Below are 18,832 nucleotides of genomic sequence, written 5' to 3' on the forward strand. Positions count from 1 at the left end.
AAATTCATTCAGGTTATTGAAATTATTCACAAGGCAACAGCACGTTACCTTCTGGGTTGATTTGTTGTGGCACCTGTAAGTGGCACTGCGCACGGCCAGCCCAGGCAACGGAAAGACGCTCAGCCGGATTCACACCCGCAATCCAGGCCATACCGTTTTCCATTACCATGGCGACGCTAACGCCGTTAGCGTTAAACACTTCGGCGCCAAACGGCGGTACCGAGCCATCCTTCAGGCGCAGCAGCGCCATCATTTTTTGCCCCTGCGCCACGGCAAAATGCTGGTAGCCAATCGCACCTTCCGTCAGGGTGTTGGTCACGATGGCTTTAGTCGCGGAAATGTCCTCGTCCATTGCGTCCACATCGATACGGGTATCAAAGCTGTGATAGCTAACGACGTCCGGTACGACGGCAATACCGAAGCGGTTTGAGTGCGCCTGTTCGCCGTTCAGCGGCACGTTCGCCACCCCGTCGGTATCAACCATCACTCTAGCGGTATTCATCGACGCCTGGCTGTTGTGCAGCGCCGCACCGTGACGCGTCGCGGTAAAGCCGCCGCGCATCGTGCCGCCAACGGAGAAATAACGTGATTGCTGCCAGCTGACGTTAGATTCCAGTTCCGCCATCATGCTGCGGTGCTTGTAATAGCCATCAAACGCCGTACGCCCTTCACCGGAAACCCCTGTGCGCAAACGCCACGGATTGTTACGGTCGCGGTTATCGGAATACGAAACCATCTGGCTGGTCTGGTTGCCGCTGTTCTGCAATTCGTAATCCATAGAGCGGCCATCGCTCCATGGCACCGAGATTGAAAGCGAAAGACTGTCGTCTCGTTTGCCCTGATACTCAGAGCGGTAAGCCGCAACGTTGGCGCTGATCCCCTGGATGCCAGCAAATGAAAAGCTGTGCCCCATCGATAATCCGTAACGATCCTGGGAACCGCGATCCCAATAGTTCTGGTGGGTATAGGTCAGGTACAGCGTGGTCGCTAATAGTGGATCGTCAGCAAAGAAGGTTTTGTTGCCGGTGATGGTGTACATCTCTTTTTCGTTGCCGGCACTGTTGTTATTTTCATACTGCTCGTCGAGAAACTGCGAGAAAGTGCGGAAGTTACGCTGTGAGAAGCGGTAACCGGCAAAGGTGATGGCGCTGTTGTACTCATCAAAAGTTTTGGCGTAGCTGAGCTTAAAAGACATACCTTTTTGTTCAGCCTGATGCTTTACCCGACTCACGGATTGCGTCGCATCAGCCGACAGCGCCCCCAGCCAGCTCAAGTCCCGCCCAATCCCCATCGACCAGGCGTTATAGCGATCGCCAGTCAGCAGCGCGCCGCCGTACAGCGACCATGCATTGCTGACCCCCCATGAAAAATCACCGCTATAAAACGCAGGCCCCTGAACGTCGTGGTTATAACGCGATGGCTTCCCGACCGCGGCGTTGTAGCGCACATAGCCTGGGCGCGTCAGATAAGGAATATCGGCCGTATTGACCTGAAAAGTGTGTACGCTGCCATCCTGCTCCTCGACGCGAACATCCAGCGTGCCGCGTACCGAACCGTGCAGATCCTGAATATTAAATGGCCCTGCAGGAACGGTGGTTTGATAGATAACACGGCCCTGCTGACTGACGGTAACCTTCGCATTGCTGCGGGCGATGCCGTGCACTTCAGGCGCGTAGCCCTGCAAATTCGGTGGCAACATACGCTCGTCGCTAGCGAGGTTAGCCCCGGTGAAACGCACCGAATCAAAAACCTGGGAATTCAGGTAGATTTCGCCGACCGTCAGTTTTGCAGCCTGCATCGGCAACGGTCGATAGGCATAGATCTGATCCCAGTCGATACGGCCGCGATTATCATCCGAAGCGTAATTGGCCTGATACTGGCCACGAAATCGCCACGCGCCGAGGTTAAAACCTGTCTGCCCATAGCCAGACAGAGAGCGATAACGATCGCCGCCCTGTTCATAATGTGTGGCCTGGCCCGAGACGCTGTAGTCAAAAATCAGCCCCGCGACGCCGTTATCCCAGCGCTCCGGTGGCGTCCAGTCTGGATCGGTATATTTCATCCACGCCTGAGGCACGATAATGTCCAGTACGCCTGCGCTATTATTCAGCGCCACACCCGGCAGGCGGGAAATGTCATAGCAGGTCGCGCTAATCGGATGAATATAGACCAGCGCCTCTTCTTTGAGCGCCAGTAATTCGAGTTGTTGCGGGGTCAGACATGCCATGGATTTATGCGGGTTGGCAGGATCGACGATATAACGGATCGACTGCTGTGGAATCTCCTGGCTGTTAATACGAACATCCAGCAGATATTCTCCGGGAGTCACAAAGTTGCCTTCGGAAAAACGCTGCAAATCGACATTGTGCCTGTCGCTGGCATCCAGTACGTCGGTATTAAATTCAATGGCCTCATCCGCTTCAGCCCATGAAGAGGCACAGACCAGAGCAATAAAAAGCGCCAGACGTTTTTTATCTGTTTTCAGCGTGATCATTTTCGTTCGCAAACCTTCAGATACCCGAATTGCAGTGCAGCTCAGAGATAATTCACAACAAAATGCGTGACCGCAGTAAATTCGCCAGATGTCATTCTTCCGTCGCGGGAGATCAAATAAGCCGTAAAATTGAGCGTGTTTTTCCCTGGATTAAGCACATAGTCCGGTGATGGCTCACCCAGATGAATTTGCTGTCCGTTGCTGTCATATATTTCTATCGCTAAATTTTCAGTTTCCGATTGCACGCTTAGATAATCAGGATTGTCACTATCCGGTGCGCCAGAAAAGGTAATATTGGCGCGTTGAAACAGATTCCCGGGGTGTTGAGAATCCCCTAATGAACATCCCAACAAATGAATGCTGAAATCATGCGCTGATACTTTCTCTGGTTTTCCGGAAATATCTCTGGCTGAGAGATCATCAAATTCAACCAGTAGCGACCGGTCGCGTGGATCGACATAACAGGCAGCCTCAATAATATTTCCGCGCATGCGCATTTTGCCGGGCGTACTGACAAGACGATTGGTGTCAGCCAAAACCCATGCAGGCGATATGAAGATAAAAAGCAGTAAAATTCGCCATCCAGGCATCACCGCATTTCCTTTCAGTTATTCGCAGGAAGGGTTAAGCAGGCGCGTTAATGCGCCTGCTGCAGATCGTTACTGGTAGTCGATCTGGAAATTAACGGTAGATTCGAAATCACCTGGAGTTACCGCGGCAGATGCGTTGTTTGCCTGCAGGTAAGCGACGAAATCAATGTCGGTTTCACCATCGGTAATGTTGACCTGAGAGGCGGCTTGACCCCATTCCACGTCCTGGTTGCCACTGTCAATCATACCGATGCCCGCGCCCTTTGCAGTACCAGAGGTGAATGCAGCCAGCGCGTTGTTGTCTGTATCAATCGTTGCCGGGGTATAGGTCACAGTGGCCGTTTTCGCGACGGTCGTATCACAGCCCTGCAGAACGATTTTGGCATGCTTAACGCCAGCACGTTGGTTGTCTTTTAACTGAGAAGTTGGGATCTCACCAAAATTAACCTGTACCGGGCTGGATTCTGGTGCCAGACCGCATGCGGAATTAACCAGAGAACCGGTGAAGTGAATTTTACCGTTAGTCGGTTCGACATTTTTTGCAGCAAAAGCAGAAGAGGCAGTAAAAGTCATTCCCGCCATCAGCGCACAGGCCACAGCCACGTTTTTCATTTTCATATTACTACTTAACCTTATATCTGTTTTTTAGTTATTCCGAAGATCTATTTCCGCAGATAATTTATGTCCGGAAAATCCTGATCTGCAGGTGGCGGTAGCGCATATCCTTGCAAACAATCCATCTCAAGCCGCCCCGTATTTTGAACTTCATTGGTATTCCATCCGAAATACCGTCCACAGTTGTTTACGCTGTTTCGGGGCTTATATTAAGTCGACGGGAAAATGACACAATGCAAAAATCCGGTATTAATCAAACTCAGGGAATCATGTTGTAACACTGTCTGCACAGCGATCGTTTACCTAAAAAACCGCCAAAAATCACGACTTAGCCAGTGTTAGTATCTATCATTTAGCATTTTTATAGAGTTTTTATCTATCAACTATTTTTTTATTTAGCCAGAACAACAGGCAAAATGTATTTATGAAATTTTTGTAAAAATGAAATTGGATATCAAAAGCGAGTAATGACAATAAGATAGTGAAAGAGAGGAAGGAGAAAAGAGGATTCTATAAGAGATATTAAAATATTGTTATATAAATATTAATAAAGCGATCTATGGTACAACCATTTTTTATAAATGAATTATGTTATGCTATTGCTTCACCCACTCGAATGCGAGATATCCTGCTTTAAAGGAGACATCAGTGATTTCTCATATACCAATAAACAAAATTAAATCCGTAATTATTGGTGATGGCTTAGTTTTCAGACCACATAAAAATACCCTAAAAGACCTGGCATCTGGTGAAATGGCCACATTGAATAATGTGGCAACACAATTACTGCTCTATTTGTTGCAAAATGGTAAAGAGATATCCTCGCGTGATGAAATTCTGCTGAATGTTTTTCAGCATAATGGCGCCAGAGCGACGGATGCGAATCTCAATCAGCACATTTCATTTCTGCGCAAAGCAATAACGTCTACGGGTCATCCTGCAGAGCTCATCGTCACAATTCCGCGGATGGGATTTCGGATGGGCGACGCTAATATCAATATTCAGCAACTGGAAGAAGCGCAAGCTCCCGCCAGAATTGCCAATGTTGCATCGACGCTCAACAAAAAGAAACAAAGCCGTTGGCCTGTGGCGATAACCGCGTTAATTACCGGTATCGCCGTGCTGGCGACAGCGTGGTTAACATGGATACCCAATGAAATCGCCATGACGGACGCGACTATCCTGCGGACTATCGACTATGAACAATGCCGTGTACATATATTAGGAAACGCCCTCACCGATACCATAACCGAAAAGAAAGCGCTGGATATTTTCAAGTCCGTGGGCATTAACCCCGACTGTTCGTACCCAAAAGATCTGTATCTCAATACCTGGGCGAGCAACCATAATCTGGTTGAGTGGTCGTTTGCCGCTGAATGCGGGCTGAACCTCGGCTATTACCATTGCATCAGCCAGTATCGCCATCATGAGGAATGATATGAAGCAAGAAAGCGATCACTCTCCTTTACTATGGTCAGTCGTGATTGCCATTTTTGGGCTGGCGGCTATCGCTTTTTTTATTATCGCCGGGAATGCGAAAAAACAAGAAATCAGTTTTTCCTGCTCCTCGGAATTCACGTCGATACTCGACATCCAGGATACAAAAAAGGTACTCCATGGAATAATGCTGATTACCAGCTACAACTCCGGACACCTTTCATTGTCAGTACAAGGGAAACTCAAAAGTGATGATGGCGAGTTTGCTGTGAACCGAAAACTGTTCTTTCGCTATGCCCGACCACTCGGCCATACTGCTGGTGTTTTCATGCTCACTCCCAACGGACGTGAAAAATCCCCCGATGATGAAGCAACGGATGCTGTCGATTATCTCTTCTTCGACGCTTACGAACGTGCCGACAAGCTGTATATGCTAAAGCACTTGAATGAAGAAACGGTGCTTATCGGCGATAACTTTTCACCCCGCTTCGCCTGCGTGATGAATCACTTCGCAGGTTGATCTGCCCCTGGATATGCGTCGGGTTAAGGATGACCTGATGTGTTGCCTGCCCGATAGCACGGACGTGGTCGATAAAGTGTGATGATGAGATTATTATTGTTGGCGGGCTAAAACGACGAAAGCCTGAATCATTTCTGATTCAGGCTTTCTGAATAGTGGCGGAATGGACGGGACTCGAACCCGCGACCCCCTGCGTGACAGGCAGGTATTCTAACCAACTGAACTACCACTCCGCGTTGTGTTCCACTTGGGAACGAAGCGAATATTACGGATTGCCTCACGCCTCGTCAACGCTTTTTCTCACGTTTTTTAATCGTTTGCTGCAAAAATCACCCGAATGGTCATTTCCATACGGAAAACGTACAAACTATGCCCGCCAGAGGCAACTTCCGCCTTTCTTCTGCACCAGGTCAAGGCGCGACTCATGGGCCGCTAACTCTTCATCAGTGGCGAAAACAACGCGTAGTTTGCTGGACTGTCGCACAATACGCTGGATCCCCGTGTCATTCTGCTGCTGGCTGTCACCTTCCATTGAGAACGCCATCGTGGTCTGCCCACCGGTCATCATCAGATAAACGTCGGCCAGAATCTGGGCATCGAGCAATGCGCCGTGCAGGGTTCGCTTACTGTTGTCTATTTCATAGCGTGAGCATAACGCATCAAGGCTGTTGCGCTTGCCAGGAAACATTTTCCTCGCCAGCGCCAGGCTATCGGTAATTTTGCAGAATTCGTTTGTCTTCGGAATATCCCGCCTGAGCTTAGCGAATTCGTAATCCATAAAGCCGATATCAAACGATGCGTTATGGATGACCAGCTCCGCACCGCGGATGTAGTCGAGAAACTCATCGGCCACATCGGCAAACGTAGGTTTATCAAGCAGGAATTCGTCTGCGATTCCGTGTACACCAAACGCTTCCGGGTCCACCAGCCGATCCGGTTTCAGGTAAACGTGGAAGTTATTCCCGGTCAGGCGGCGGTTCACCACTTCAACCGCACCGATCTCAATGATCTTGTGGCCTTCGTAGTGGGCGCCAATCTGGTTCATACCGGTGGTTTCGGTATCGAGGACGATCTGTCGTGTAATTCCAGTGCTCATAACGGTCATTTATGTCAGACTTATCGTTTGATTTCGATTTGCTAAAACAGGAAGTCTACCAGAGATGCTTAAACAGGTAGAGATTTTCACCGATGGTTCTTGCCTGGGAAATCCAGGGCCAGGTGGTTATGGGGCGATTTTACGCTATCGCGGGCGCGAAAAAACCTTTAGCGAAGGCTACAACCTCACCACCAATAATCGCATGGAGCTGATGGCGGCAATCGTTGCGCTGGAAGCCCTGAAAGAACAGTGTGAAGTGATACTCAGCACGGACAGCCAGTATGTGCGCCAGGGCATTACGCAGTGGATCCACAACTGGAAGAAGCGCGGCTGGAAAACAGCAGATAAAAAACCAGTGAAGAACGTCGATCTGTGGAAACGTCTGGATACCGCGCTGGGGCCGCATCAAATCAAATGGGAATGGGTTAAAGGCCATGCGGGCCATCCGGAAAACGAACGCTGTGATGAGCTTGCGCGCGCCGCAGCAATGCGTCCCACTCAGGATGATATTGGGTATCAGGCGGAGGCTTAAGCGTCCGGTTTACGGTATTGCCGGGTTGCACCAACGGCCTGGCGGATAGGCGTTTTGCTTTTATTTTGTTTCATCGGGTTGAGCGTAAGCGGAATGGTTCGCTTACGCGCAACCACCAGTTGCAAACAGCCCAGCGCAGGGATATGGGCGCTTAACATTTTCCCGCCCTTCTTGTTCCAGGGCAGGACATGAAAACGGCTATAGTGCAGTACTTCAAAATTCAGCAATGAGAGCCAGTCCAACTGCCGCATGAGGGTAAACATCCGGCTGTTGTAGGGCGATGTTTTACGCAATACGGGCACCAGTTTACGCAATCCCATCAGACTTACCGGGTTAAAGCCGCTCAGAATCAACCAACCGTCATCAATAAGCACGCGATCGGCTTCATGCAGTAAGCGATGTGGATCGGAACACCACGGCAGCGTATGAGCCAACAAACAAACATCCACGGACTTATCGGCAAAGGGCAGATGTAAAGGATCGGCAGTCACCTGCATGGGAGCGCCTTGCAAAGAAACATTTACCTGATGAGAAACCGCGCACGCTTCGGAATTGATTTCTGCGCTTAAATTACCAATCTTAAGCAGATGAAATCCGTACATTTTTGCGAACCACGGGTTAAGCTGATGCTCCAGCGCCTGACGATAGTGTTCGCCCCAGGGCAAATCATCCCAACTAACGGGCGCTACGACAGTTTGAGGGATCCTTGCCGGTTTCATCACAACCTTCCGTTACGCATTGAGAGGTAATCTATGAATCTTAACAGTATTCCTGCATTTCAGGACAATTACATCTGGGTCCTGTCGAATAATGACAAACATTGTCTGATTGTGGACCCGGGTGAAGCAGAACCTGTTCTGAAAGCTATTGCAGAACATAACTGGGTTCCCGAGGCCATTCTGCTGACACATCATCATCAGGATCACGTGGGCGGCGTGAAAGAACTTCTGCAACATTTCCCACAAATAGCGGTATACGGACCGGCTGAAACGCAAGATAAGGGAACGACGCATATAGTCGAAGATGGCGATATTGCACTCGTTTTGGGGCATGAATTTACGGTAATTGCTACGCCGGGTCACACTTTAGGACATATCTGTTACTTTAGCCACCCTTACCTGTTTTGCGGCGACACGCTCTTCTCCGGTGGCTGCGGTCGGCTTTTTGAAGGCACAGCATCTCAAATGTATCAATCACTTAAAAAACTAAACGCACTTCCTGACGATACATTGATTTGTTGCGCACATGAGTACACATTAGCAAACATGAAGTTTGCCTTAAGCATTCTACCGCACGATCCGTTCATAAATGAATATTATCGTAAAGTTAATGAGTTACGCGTAAAAAAACAAATGACACTGCCCGTAATTCTGAAAAATGAGCGACGAAATAATCTTTTTTTAAGAACGGAAGACATTGATTTAATTAATGAAATAAATAAAAAAACAATATTGCAACAACCTGAAGAGCGTTTTGCCTGGTTAAGGTCAAAGAAAGATACGTTCTGACAATTGCGGGTTGCCTTTTGAAAACTTCGCCGTTATGATCGGTCGTCTTTTAAGCAACTATTGACACACACATGAAGGCAAAAGCGATATTACTCGCCTCTGTCCTGCTTGTTGGGTGCCAGAATACTGGTAACGTCCAACAACACGCACAGAGCCTTTCTGCAGCTGGTCAAGGGGAAGCAGGAAAGTTTACAAGTCAGGCGCGATGGATGGACGACGGAACATCTATCGCTGCTGATCAAGATTTGTGGGCTTTCATTGGTGACGAGCTAAAGATGGGAATTCCGGAAAACAACCGGATTCGCGAACAGAAACAGAAGTATTTACGCAATAAGAGCTATCTCCACGATGTAACTTTACGGGCAGAGCCGTATATGTACTGGATAGCCGGGCAGGTTAAGAAACGTAACATGCCAATGGAACTGGTACTACTACCCATAGTGGAGAGCGCTTTTGATCCTCACGCAACGTCTGGCGCCAATGCCGCAGGTATTTGGCAGATCATTCCGAGCACGGGGCGCAATTATGGTTTAAAACAGACCCGCAATTATGATGCACGTCGCGACGTTGTGGCTTCCACCACCGCCGCACTGGACATGATGCAGCGTCTGAACAAAATGTTTGATGGCGACTGGCTGCTGACCGTTGCTGCTTATAATAGCGGTGAAGGTCGTGTCATGAAGGCAATTAAAACGAACAAAGCCCGTGGTAAACCCACTGACTTCTGGTCGTTGCCATTGCCTCAGGAAACGAAGCTATATGTGCCAAAAATGCTGGCATTGAGCGATATACTCAAAAACAGCAAACGCTATGGCGTGCGTCTGCCAACAACAGACGAAAGCCGCGCGTTGGCACGTGTTCGCCTGAGTAGCCCGGTTGAAATGGCTCAGGTTGCCGATATGGCAGGTATTTCCGTCAGCAAGCTGAAAACCTTCAATGCAGGCGTGAAAGGCTCCACGTTGGGTGCCAGTGGTCCGCAATATGTGATGGTGCCAAAGAAGCATGCAGAGAAGCTGCGTGAGTCTCTGGCCTCAGGCGAAATTGCAGCCGTGCAGTCAACGTTGGTTGCGGATAACACGCCGCTGAACAGCCGTAGCTACAAAGTTCGCTCTGGCGATACGCTTTCTGGCGTCGCTTCACGTCTTGGCGTGAGCACCAATGACCTTAAGCAGTGGAATAATCTGCGCGGGTCATCGCTGAAAGTAGGCCAAAATCTGACGGTGGGCGCTGGTACCAGCGCACAGCGACTGGCGAACAACAGCGATAGCATCACCTATCGTGTGCGTAAAGGCGACTCGCTCTCGAGCATTGCCAAACGCCACGGGGTTAACATCAAGGATGTGATGCGCTGGAACAGCGATACGAACAATCTGCAGCCAGGCGATCAGCTAACGTTGTTTGTGAAAAACAGCGGTATGCCGGACTCCTGATAGCATTGTAGAAATGAAGGCACTGGTTTCCCCCCAGTGCCTTTTTTTTTATCCCGCTTTATGTGCTTCAACCATTATCGTGTCGCTGGTAAACGAGCCATCTTCCTGTAACGCAAAATAGGCTTTCACTTCCGCAGAAGCACTTTGTTGGTATACACGGATCGCGTCGCTCAACGCTGCAGGCGTGCGCATCCGCGCCACCCACGAACTGAACTCCAGCGGCAGACGATCGGTTAACAAGGTATCGGCAATCAGATTGGCGTCATTGATTAACGACAGCCATTCTCCGCTGGAATAGTTGCGTACGTGCGAGGTATCGCGTAACGCCTCCACAGTTTGCAACCAGATGTCACGTACAGGATGGCCTGGCGACATCACATCCATCACAATCAACACGCCGCCGGGCCTCAGAATGCGGTTCACCTCTCGCAACGCACGCCCGACATCATGCCAGTGATGCGCGGAATAGCGGCTAATCACCACGTCAAATACGTTATCTTCAAACGGCAGGCTTTCAGCATAACCCTGCCGTGTGGCGATATTCTCCAGACCTCTGTCCTTTGCCGCTTCAGTGACCACGTCAAGCATCTGCGACGATAAATCATATGCCACTACCTGCTTTACGTATTGCGCGGCCACAAAGCTGGCGTGCCCCGCTCCGCATCCCATATCCAACACGCGGGCCTGCGGAAATGCCAGCAACCTTTCCCCCAGACGTTGCAAGTCACGACCAGAGGCGTGCACCGCACTGGTTAAGTAGGCATTAGCCTGAGAGCCAAACTGTTTTTCGACGTTGTCATGATGAGAGCGTGTTGTCATTGTGTTGTCCTTCGGTTGTTGTGAAATATGAAGGGCAACCATCACAGGCCTGCCCTACGGCAGACCTGACACACCGTTATTGTTCAGGTTTGCCGGGACTGAATTCAACGAGTAGCGGGTTGTGGTCGGAGGCGCGGGTGACCAGCACAGAGGCCTCACTCACGTTCAGACCGCGATAGAACACAAAATCGAGAGGACGACCAAACGCGCGGCGGCGCTGATCGTCGGTAAAGCGCACCTGGCGCAGCGACATTTCACGCGCAAAGCGGTACAGCGCATTCATCCGTCGACGGCTCCAGGCATTAAAATCGCCGGCCATAATCACCGGACCGCTGTGATGAGCAATCTGATCGCCAATGGGAAGTAACTGCTTACTATAGACATCAACGCCAAGGCTAAAGTTAACCGCGTGGATATTCACCACCATTAACAACCGAGTGTCAGGCAACGGGTACACCGTCACCAGCGCCGATTTCGCCAGCCGTAAAATAGGCTCTCGCTCGCGCAATGGGCAGCAGTAAACTGGATGGGCGGAGGAGAGTGTCATAACGCCAGAGGGGTGCTGAGGCAGCACAAAGGCGGGAACCTGGTCGGCAGCGAGATAGTTAGTGGTCGCAAACTGCACCAATTCTGGTGTGGTTTGCGCTTCCTGCAATAACACCAGATGCGCGTCTTTACCAAAATTCTTCAGCACCGACTGCCATTCTGCTCGCTGCTGTTTAAAAATATTCCATACCAGCACGCGAATGCGATCTTCACTGCTTAACGGTACGCCTGCGGGTAATGCCTGGCCAATATGCGCAAACGAGCCCGGCGGTAAAATCCGCTCGACGGGTTGTCCGGCAACATAACGCATGGCATAGGTGTTTTTTCGCACTTTAGACTTTCAAACCTCTGTAACGTCAACCAGTCCGCAGCCGGACTGGTTCTTCTGTTATAGGGATTTTAGCACTCACTTTCAACGAACAATTGCAGTTTGTTTTGTAAGTAGGCGCTTACATCAATGATTTACCCCAGAGCAACGCGTGTGGACTTATCAAGACGGCCACTCAGCCCCATCAGCAGGAAAGCCACCAGAACAATAAGTGCCCCAATCCACGGTGTCTGCGCCAACCCATAATGCTCGACCGTTTGTCCGCCAATCACGGAACCCAGTGCAATACCAATATTAAACGCTGCAATGTTCAGCCCTGACGCCACATCAACAGCATTGGGCGTAAATTGTTCCGCTTTCTGTACCACGTAGACCTGCAATCCTGGTACGTTACCGAAGGCAAAGATCCCCATCACCAGAATGGTAGCCAGCGCGGCGTACTGCGTGGAAGCCGTCAGTTGGAAGACCATCAGCAGAACAAACAGCGCGGCAAAAATGAATTTCAATGCAGGAACCGCACCATGCTTATCCGCCAGCTTACCACCCCAGATATTGCCGATAGCAACTGATACCCCGTAACCCAGTAAGATCCAGCTCACCGCTGCCGGGGAGAAGCCCGCCAGATCCTGCATCATCGGTGCCAAGAAGGTGAAAGCCGTGAACACACCACCGTAGCCCAATGCCGTAATGGCGTAAATCAGCAACAGACGAGGATGAGTCAGCACTTTCACCTGGTCGCGAATGCTGGCGGCCGCTCGACCAGGAATGTTAGCCGGGATCAGCAGTTGGCTACTAATCAGCGCAATCACGCCTAACATTGATACTGCCAGGAAAGTCTCACGCCAGCCAAAGTGCTGGCCGATAAACGTACCCAGCGGCACGCCCGTGACCAGTGCCACCGTTAAGCCACCGAACATAATAGCGATGGCGGAAGCTGCTTTTTCTTTTGGCACCAGACTTGTCGCGATAGTGGAACCAATCGAGAAGAATACGCCGTGAGCCAGCCCCGTCAGCAGACGGGCGACAATAAGTGTCATATACCCGGGTGCCTGCCATGCCAGTAAATTCCCCGCCGTAAACAGGACCATCAGCGCGACAAGCAACTTTTTACGTGGCAGGCTTCCGGTCAGAGCGGTCAGTACCGGTGCGCCAATCGCCACACCCAGCGCATAGATTGAAACCAGCATCCCGGCTGAAGGTAACGAGATTGCCAGTTGTTGAGCGATGGTCGGCACCAGGCCAACAATCACAAACTCAGTCGTGCCAATAGCGAAGGCACTTATTGTTAGTGCAAATAATGCGAGAGGCATAAATAACTCCGTAACATCAGTAATCAGATGACACGCAGTATGCCGGGATGTTTTAATAACAAAAATATTCAAAATCTCAATATAATTTTGCGTCAGGTGCAAAAATGAAAGCAACCTCTGAAGAACTTGCGATTTTTGTGGCCGTTGTGGAAAGCGGCAGCTTCAGCCGGGCGGCAGAACAACTCGGTCAGGCTAATTCCGCAGTCAGTCGGGCAGTAAAAAAGCTGGAGATGAAATTGGGTGTGAGTCTGCTTAATCGAACTACCCGACAGCTAAGCCTGACAGAAGAAGGAGAACGCTACTTCAGGCGTGTGCAGCAGATACTGCAAGAGATGGCAGCAGCAGAAACGGAAATCATGGAGTCACGCAATACCCCGCGCGGCCTGCTGCGTATCGACGCGGCAACGCCGGTGATGCTGCATTTCCTGATGCCGCTAATCAGACCGTTCCGTGAGCGATATCCTGAGATGACATTGTCTCTTGTCTCCTCAGAAACGTTCATCAATCTTATTGAACGAAAAGTGGATGTCGCGATACGAGCAGGTACGCTGACTGACTCAAGCCTGCGTGCGCGTCCGTTGTTTACCAGCTATCGTAAGATTATTGCCTCACCGGACTATATTGCCCGTTTTGGCAAGCCCGAGACCGTCGAACAGTTAAAGCAGCATCTGTGTCTGGGGTTTTCCGAACCCGTTTCACTCAATACCTGGCCGATTGCCCGTAGCGACGGACAGCTCCATGAGGTCGAATGTGGGATTTCTTCCAACAGCGGGGAAACGTTAAAACAGCTTTGCCTGAGCGGCAATGGTATCGCATGTCTTTCAGATTATATGATTGATAAAGAGATCGCGCGGGGAGAACTGGTGGAGCTGCTGGCCGATAAACGTCTGCCGGTAGAAATGCCTTTCAGCGCCGTTTACTACAGCGATCGTGCGGTCAGTACACGCATTCGGGCATTTATAGACTTTTTAAGTGAGTATATAAGAACAGCTCCCGAAGGAGCTGTGAAAGAGGGTTAAAGGTACAGAGGGTCGGGCAATTAATCCCAATCAGGGGCCAGGCCTTCCGGGCTGACCAGACGATCGTTGCAGTCCAGTGCCGCGATCGCTTTTTTATCTTCAGTATCCAGATGCAGGTCCAGCGCCAGCAGGTTGCTTGCCAGGTTTTCACGCTTGGTAGATGAAGGGATCACGGAGTAACCTTCATCCATTGCCCATGCCAGAATAACCTGCGCCGGGGTCGCGTTATGTTTAGCGGCAATGCGTGCAATCACTTCATCTTTTAGCGCCTTACCGTAAGCCAGCGTCATGTAAGAGGTGATGTGGATACCGTGCGCTTTAGCCCAGTCAACCACCTTACGACTCTGCAGATACGGAGACAGCTCAATCTGGTTGGTCGCGATATTGTCTGCACCGACTGTAGCAATGGCTTTTTCCATCAGCGGAATAGTGAAGTTTGAGATACCAATTTCGCGAGTCAGCCCCTGCTCTTTCGCTTCAAGCAGCGCCTGCATAAACTCTTCAACGGATACCGCATCGCCCGGAGATGGCCAGTGGATCAGCGTCAAATCAACATAATCCGTACGCAGTTTCTTCAGACTTTCTTTCAGACTTGGGATCAGTTTGTCTTTGCTGAGATTTTCAATCCAGATCTTGGTGGTGATGTACAACTCGTTACGCGGTACGCCACTTTCGGCAATTGCCTGACCAACAGCCGCTTCATTTTCATAGATTTGCGCAGTGTCGACAGCACGGTAGCCCAGCTCAAGCGCCGTTTTGACAGAAGCGATAACCACGTCGTCTTTCAGGCGAAACGTACCTAAACCAAATGCAGGGATAGTCATAGAATTCCTCTTTTTAATCACTATGTTCGTTAACTGAGAGGATTATGACCATCAGTTCTTTGCCGAAAAAGAGTGAAAAATGCAGAGGATTTTTGCGGATTCAGCAATAATTAAATCGCTGGAAAAGAAAAAGCCCTGAGCGTTAGCTCAGGGCTCTTAATAAGTGGCGGAACGGACGGGACTCGAACCCGCGACCCCCTGCGTGACAGGCAGGTATTCTAACCAACTGAACTACCGCTCCACCGAATTTCTTTGTCACTACCCGGATTATTCATCCCGGTTTACTGCAATTTGATGCCTGGCAGTTCCCTACTCTCGCATGGGGAGACCCCACACTACCATCGGCGCTACGGCGTTTCACTTCTGAGTTCGGCATGGGGTCAGGTGGGACCACCGCGCTACAGCCGCCAGGCAAATTCTGTCTATCAACACACCTCTCGGGTCTGTCGATATAATCTGTAATCAAGCTGAATTTCGATGTCTCTTTCGCCAAAACACCTTCGGCGTTGTAAGGTTAAGCCTCACGGTTCATTAGTATCGGTTAGCTCAACGTATCGCTACGCTTACACACCCGACCTATCAACGTCGTCGTCTTCAACGTTCCTTCAGGACCCTTAAAGGGTCAGGGAGAACTCATCTCGGGGCAAGTTTCGTGCTTAGATGCTTTCAGCACTTATCTCTTCCGCATTTAGCTACCGGGCAATGCCATTGGCATGACAACCCGAACACCAGTGATGCGTCCACTCCGGTCCTCTCGTACTAGGAGCAGCCCCCCTCAATTCTCCAGCGCCCACGGCAGATAGGGACCGAACTGTCTCACGACGTTCTAAACCCAGCTCGCGTACCACTTTAAATGGCGAACAGCCATACCCTTGGGACCTACTTCAGCCCCAGGATGTGATGAGCCGACATCGAGGTGCCAAACACCGCCGTCGATATGAACTCTTGGGCGGTATCAGCCTGTTATCCCCGGAGTACCTTTTATCCGTTGAGCGATGGCCCTTCCATTCAGAACCACCGGATCACTAAGACCTGCTTTCGCACCTGCTCGAGCCGTCACTCTCGCAGTCAAGCTAGCTTATGCCTTTGCACTAACCTCCTGATGTCCGACCAGGATTAGCTAACCTTCGTGCTCCTCCGTTACTCTTTAGGAGGAGACCGCCCCAGTCAAACTACCCACCAGACACTGTCCGCAACCCGGATTACGGGTCTACGTTAGAACACCAGCCATTAAAGGGTGGTATTTCAAGGTTGGCTCCATGCAGACTGGCGTCCACACTTCAAAGCCTCCCACCTATCCTACACATCAAGGACCAGTGTTCAGTGTCAAGCTATAGTAAAGGTTCACGGGGTCTTTCCGTCTTGCCGCGGGTACACTGCATCTTCACAGCGAGTTCAATTTCACTGAGTCTCGGGTGGAGACAGCCTGGCCATCATTACGCCATTCGTGCAGGTCGGAACTTACCCGACAAGGAATTTCGCTACCTTAGGACCGTTATAGTTACGGCCGCCGTTTACCGGGGCTTCGATCAAGAGCTTCTCCTTACGGATAACCCCATCAATTAACCTTCCGGCACCGGGCAGGCGTCACACCGTATACGTCCACTTTCGTGTTTGCACAGTGCTGTGTTTTTAATAAACAGTTGCAGCCAGCTGGTATCTTCGACTGATTTCAGCTCCATGAGTAAATCACTTCACCTACATATCAGCGTGCCTTCTCCCGAAGTTACGGCACCATTTTGCCTAGTTCCTTCACCCGAGTTCTCTCAAGCGCCTTGGTATTCTCTACCTGACCACCTGTGTCGGTTTGGGGTACGATTTTGTGTTACCTGATGCTTAGAGGCTTTTCCTGGAAGCAGGGCATTTGTTACTTCAGCACCGTAGTGCCTCGTCATCACACCTCAGCGTTAACAAGACTCCGGATTTACCTGGAATCTCCGCCTACATGCTTAAACCGGGACAACCGTCGCCCGGCTAACATAGCCTTCTCCGTCCCCCCTTCGCAGTAACACCAAGTACAGGAATATTAACCTGTTTCCCATCGACTACGCCTTTCGGCCTCGCCTTAGGGGTCGACTCACCCTGCCCCGATTAACGTTGGACAGGAACCCTTGGTCTTCCGGCGTGCGGGTTTTTCACCCGCATTATCGTTACTTATGTCAGCATTCGCACTTCTGATACCTCCAGCATGCCTCACAGCACACCTTCAACGGCTTACAGAACGCTCCCCTACCCAACAACACATAGTGTCGCTGCCGCAGCTTCGGTGCATGGTTTAGCCCCGTTACATCTTCCGCGCAGGCCGACTCGACCAGTGAGCTATTACGCTTTCTTTAAATGATGGCTGCTTCTAAGCCAACATCCTGGCTGTCTGTGCCTTCCCACATCGTTTCCCACTTAACCATGACTTTGGGACCTTAGCTGGCGGTCTGGGTTGTTTCCCTCTTCACGACGGACGTTAGCACCCGCCGTGTGTCTCCCGTGATAACATTCTTCGGTATTCGCAGTTTGCATCGGGTTGGTAAGTCGGGATGACCCCCTAGCCGAAACAGTGCTCTACCCCCGAAGATGAATTCACGAGGCGCTACCTAAATAGCTTTCGGGGAGAACCAGCTATCTCCCGGTTTGATTGGCCTTTCACCCCCAGCCACAAGTCATCCGCTAATTTTTCAACATTAGTCGGTTCGGTCCTCCAGTTAGTGTTACCCAACCTTCAACCTGCCCATGGCTAGATCACCGGGTTTCGGGTCTATACCCTGCAACTTAACGCCCAGTTAAGACTCGGTTTCCCTTCGGCTCCCCTATTCGGTTAACCTTGCTACAGAATATAAGTCGCTGACCCATTATACAAAAGGTACGCAGTCACCCCATAAAGAGGCTCCCACTGCTTGTACGTACACGGTTTCAGGTTCTTTTTCACTCCCCTCGCCGGGGTTCTTTTCGCCTTTCCCTCACGGTACTGGTTCACTATCGGTCAGTCAGGAGTATTTAGCCTTGGAGGATGGTCCCCCCATATTCAGACAGGATACCACGTGTCCCGCCCTACTCTTCGAGTTCACAACACATGCACTTTTGTGTACGGGGCTGTCACCCTGTATCGCCGGACTTTCCAGACCGTTCCACTACCACACATGCTGATTCAGACTCTGGGCTGCTCCCCGTTCGCTCGCCGCTACTGGGGGAATCTCGGTTGATTTCTTTTCCTCGGGGTACTTAGATGTTTCAGTTCCCCCGGTTCGCTTCATTACGCTATGTATTCACGTAATGATAGTGTGACGAATCACACTGGGTTTCCCCATTCGGAAATCGCCGGTTATAACGGTTCATATCACCTTACCGACGCTTATCGCAGATTAGCACGTCCTTCATCGCCTCTGACTGCCAGGGCATCCACCGTGTACGCTTAGTCGCTTAACCTCACAACCCGAAGATGTTTCGTAAAACACTTCAGTGTTGCGAAAATTTGAGAGACTCGGACACACCGCTTTTCATTTCTTATTACGGAGAAATGAAACAGTGTGTCGTTTCAATTTTCAGCTTGATCCAGATTTTTAAAGAGCAAATATCTCAAACGAGACTCGAAAGTCTGTTTTGAGATACTTCGGTCGGCGACTTTCACTCACACATACCAGCAAGTGGCGTCCCCTAGGGGATTCGAACCCCTGTTACCGCCGTGAAAGGGCGGTGTCCTGGGCCTCTAGACGAAGGGGACACTGAAGTCTCAATCGAAAGACGCCTTGCTATTTACTTTTCATCAGACAATC

The 18,832-nt window shown here is 50.5% G+C and carries 15 protein-coding genes, 3 tRNA genes and 2 rRNA genes; 6 read left to right on the top strand and 14 right to left on the bottom strand.

Going from position 1 to position 18,832, the window contains the following annotated elements; all coding sequences use genetic code 11:
• Nucleotides 1–22: 22 nt before the first annotated feature.
• The 3 genes from HV314_RS20250 to HV314_RS20260 all read right to left on the bottom strand — a co-directional run bounded on the left by HV314_RS20250 (nt 23) and on the right by HV314_RS20260 (nt 3,702).
• Nucleotides 23–2,494 carry a fimbria/pilus outer membrane usher protein gene (locus HV314_RS20250; protein ID WP_181546560.1) on the bottom strand — a complete coding sequence of 824 codons (2,472 nt, stop codon included), beginning with the start codon at nt 2,492–2,494 and terminating at the stop codon, nt 23–25.
• Nucleotides 2,495–2,535: 41 nt separating this feature from the next.
• A complete protein-coding gene (locus tag HV314_RS20255; protein WP_019076063.1) occupies nt 2,536–3,084 on the bottom strand; it encodes a fimbrial protein in 549 nt (182 codons plus the stop codon).
• A gap of 69 nt (nt 3,085–3,153) precedes the next feature.
• Nucleotides 3,154–3,702 (bottom strand): fimbrial protein, encoded by a 549-nt coding sequence (locus HV314_RS20260; RefSeq protein WP_016155749.1) that lies wholly within the window; start codon nt 3,700–3,702, stop codon nt 3,154–3,156.
• Between the two features lie 750 nt (nt 3,703–4,452).
• Between HV314_RS20260 and HV314_RS20265 the strand changes: the two genes are divergently transcribed.
• A complete protein-coding gene (locus HV314_RS20265) occupies nt 4,453–5,136 on the top strand; it encodes a winged helix-turn-helix domain-containing protein (RefSeq protein ID WP_223307926.1) in 684 nt (227 codons plus the stop codon).
• 1 nt (nt 5,137) lies between these two features.
• Nucleotides 5,138–5,656 carry a hypothetical protein gene (locus HV314_RS20270; RefSeq protein ID WP_016155747.1) on the top strand — a complete coding sequence of 173 codons (519 nt, stop codon included), beginning with the start codon at nt 5,138–5,140 and terminating at the stop codon, nt 5,654–5,656.
• Nucleotides 5,657–5,812: 156 nt separating this feature from the next.
• On the opposite strand, the gene HV314_RS20275 is transcribed toward HV314_RS20270, so the two are convergent.
• Together HV314_RS20275 and dnaQ are read right to left on the bottom strand one after the other, a co-directional pair.
• Nucleotides 5,813–5,889: transfer RNA gene (locus tag HV314_RS20275), tRNA-Asp, on the bottom strand.
• Between the two features lie 134 nt (nt 5,890–6,023).
• The gene (gene dnaQ, locus HV314_RS20280) at nt 6,024–6,752 is read right to left on the bottom strand and encodes a DNA polymerase III subunit epsilon (RefSeq protein WP_029139417.1); all 729 of its coding nucleotides are present in this window, start codon (nt 6,750–6,752) and stop codon (nt 6,024–6,026) included.
• 64 nt (nt 6,753–6,816) lie between these two features.
• On the opposite strand from dnaQ, the gene rnhA reads away from it, so the two are divergent.
• Complete coding sequence (rnhA, locus tag HV314_RS20285; protein ID WP_016151805.1) at nt 6,817–7,284, top strand: ribonuclease HI; 468 nt, start codon at nt 6,817–6,819, stop codon at nt 7,282–7,284.
• Here rnhA and HV314_RS20290 read toward each other — a convergent pair.
• On the bottom strand, nt 7,281–8,003 hold the full coding sequence (locus HV314_RS20290) for a class I SAM-dependent methyltransferase (RefSeq protein ID WP_046275000.1): 723 nt from the start codon (nt 8,001–8,003) through the stop codon (nt 7,281–7,283). The genes rnhA and HV314_RS20290 overlap by 4 nt on opposite strands.
• A 33-nt stretch (nt 8,004–8,036) precedes the next feature.
• Here HV314_RS20290 and gloB point away from each other — a divergent pair, with 33 nt between their 5' ends.
• Complete coding sequence (gloB, locus tag HV314_RS20295; protein WP_046274999.1) at nt 8,037–8,792, top strand: hydroxyacylglutathione hydrolase; 756 nt, start codon at nt 8,037–8,039, stop codon at nt 8,790–8,792.
• 71 nt (nt 8,793–8,863) lie between these two features.
• Nucleotides 8,864–10,222, top strand: a complete 1,359-nt coding sequence (gene mltD / locus HV314_RS20300; RefSeq protein ID WP_029139416.1) for a murein transglycosylase D — start codon at nt 8,864–8,866, stop codon at nt 10,220–10,222.
• A gap of 48 nt (nt 10,223–10,270) precedes the next feature.
• On the opposite strand, the gene HV314_RS20305 is transcribed toward mltD, so the two are convergent.
• The 3 genes from HV314_RS20305 to HV314_RS20315 all read right to left on the bottom strand — a co-directional run bounded on the left by HV314_RS20305 (nt 10,271) and on the right by HV314_RS20315 (nt 13,225).
• The gene (locus HV314_RS20305; protein ID WP_016151801.1) at nt 10,271–11,041 is read right to left on the bottom strand and encodes a class I SAM-dependent methyltransferase; all 771 of its coding nucleotides are present in this window, start codon (nt 11,039–11,041) and stop codon (nt 10,271–10,273) included.
• Between the two features lie 76 nt (nt 11,042–11,117).
• The gene (locus HV314_RS20310) at nt 11,118–11,918 is read right to left on the bottom strand and encodes an endonuclease/exonuclease/phosphatase family protein (RefSeq protein ID WP_053389570.1); all 801 of its coding nucleotides are present in this window, start codon (nt 11,916–11,918) and stop codon (nt 11,118–11,120) included.
• Between the two features lie 131 nt (nt 11,919–12,049).
• Nucleotides 12,050–13,225: an MFS transporter gene (locus HV314_RS20315; RefSeq protein ID WP_115191224.1), complete on the bottom strand. Its 1,176-nt coding sequence runs from the start codon at nt 13,223–13,225 to the stop codon at nt 12,050–12,052.
• A 104-nt stretch (nt 13,226–13,329) separates the two neighbouring features.
• On the opposite strand from HV314_RS20315, the gene yafC reads away from it, so the two are divergent.
• Nucleotides 13,330–14,244 (top strand): DNA-binding transcriptional regulator YafC, encoded by a 915-nt coding sequence (gene yafC / locus HV314_RS20320; RefSeq protein ID WP_047357608.1) that lies wholly within the window; start codon nt 13,330–13,332, stop codon nt 14,242–14,244.
• 20 nt (nt 14,245–14,264) lie between these two features.
• Here yafC and dkgB read toward each other — a convergent pair whose 3' ends face one another.
• The 5 genes from dkgB to HV314_RS20345 form a co-directional block, all read right to left on the bottom strand.
• Nucleotides 14,265–15,068, bottom strand: a complete 804-nt coding sequence (gene dkgB, locus HV314_RS20325; protein WP_019076057.1) for a 2,5-didehydrogluconate reductase DkgB — start codon at nt 15,066–15,068, stop codon at nt 14,265–14,267.
• Nucleotides 15,069–15,232: 164 nt separating this feature from the next.
• A tRNA-Asp gene (locus tag HV314_RS20330) sits at nt 15,233–15,309 on the bottom strand.
• 55 nt (nt 15,310–15,364) lie between these two features.
• A 5S ribosomal RNA gene (gene rrf / locus HV314_RS20335) occupies nt 15,365–15,480 on the bottom strand.
• Nucleotides 15,481–15,578: 98 nt separating this feature from the next.
• A 23S ribosomal RNA gene (locus HV314_RS20340) occupies nt 15,579–18,485 on the bottom strand.
• A 219-nt stretch (nt 18,486–18,704) separates the two neighbouring features.
• A tRNA-Glu gene (locus tag HV314_RS20345) sits at nt 18,705–18,780 on the bottom strand.
• Between the last annotated feature and the right edge of the window lie 52 nt (nt 18,781–18,832).

This window comes from Citrobacter sp. RHBSTW-00887 (assembly GCF_013728095.1).
Classification (GTDB): domain Bacteria; phylum Pseudomonadota; class Gammaproteobacteria; order Enterobacterales; family Enterobacteriaceae; genus Citrobacter; species Citrobacter braakii.

Excerpts from the sequence above, each read along its gene's own strand:
- HV314_RS20250 (WP_181546560.1), bottom strand. The coding sequence starts at position 2,494 with ATGATCACGCTGAAAACAGATAAAAAACGTCTGGCGCTTTTTATTGCT.
- HV314_RS20255 (WP_019076063.1), bottom strand. The coding sequence starts at position 3,084 with ATGCCTGGATGGCGAATTTTACTGCTTTTTATCTTCATATCGCCTGCA.
- HV314_RS20260 (WP_016155749.1), bottom strand. The coding sequence starts at position 3,702 with ATGAAAATGAAAAACGTGGCTGTGGCCTGTGCGCTGATGGCGGGAATG.
- HV314_RS20265 (WP_223307926.1), top strand. The coding sequence starts at position 4,453 with ATGGCCACATTGAATAATGTGGCAACACAATTACTGCTCTATTTGTTG.
- HV314_RS20270 (WP_016155747.1), top strand. The coding sequence starts at position 5,138 with ATGAAGCAAGAAAGCGATCACTCTCCTTTACTATGGTCAGTCGTGATT.
- dnaQ (WP_029139417.1), bottom strand. The coding sequence starts at position 6,752 with ATGAGCACTGGAATTACACGACAGATCGTCCTCGATACCGAAACCACC.
- rnhA (WP_016151805.1), top strand. The coding sequence starts at position 6,817 with ATGCTTAAACAGGTAGAGATTTTCACCGATGGTTCTTGCCTGGGAAAT.
- HV314_RS20290 (WP_046275000.1), bottom strand. The coding sequence starts at position 8,003 with ATGAAACCGGCAAGGATCCCTCAAACTGTCGTAGCGCCCGTTAGTTGG.
- gloB (WP_046274999.1), top strand. The coding sequence starts at position 8,037 with ATGAATCTTAACAGTATTCCTGCATTTCAGGACAATTACATCTGGGTC.
- mltD (WP_029139416.1), top strand. The coding sequence starts at position 8,864 with ATGAAGGCAAAAGCGATATTACTCGCCTCTGTCCTGCTTGTTGGGTGC.
- HV314_RS20305 (WP_016151801.1), bottom strand. The coding sequence starts at position 11,041 with ATGACAACACGCTCTCATCATGACAACGTCGAAAAACAGTTTGGCTCT.
- HV314_RS20315 (WP_115191224.1), bottom strand. The coding sequence starts at position 13,225 with ATGCCTCTCGCATTATTTGCACTAACAATAAGTGCCTTCGCTATTGGC.
- yafC (WP_047357608.1), top strand. The coding sequence starts at position 13,330 with ATGAAAGCAACCTCTGAAGAACTTGCGATTTTTGTGGCCGTTGTGGAA.
- dkgB (WP_019076057.1), bottom strand. The coding sequence starts at position 15,068 with ATGACTATCCCTGCATTTGGTTTAGGTACGTTTCGCCTGAAAGACGAC.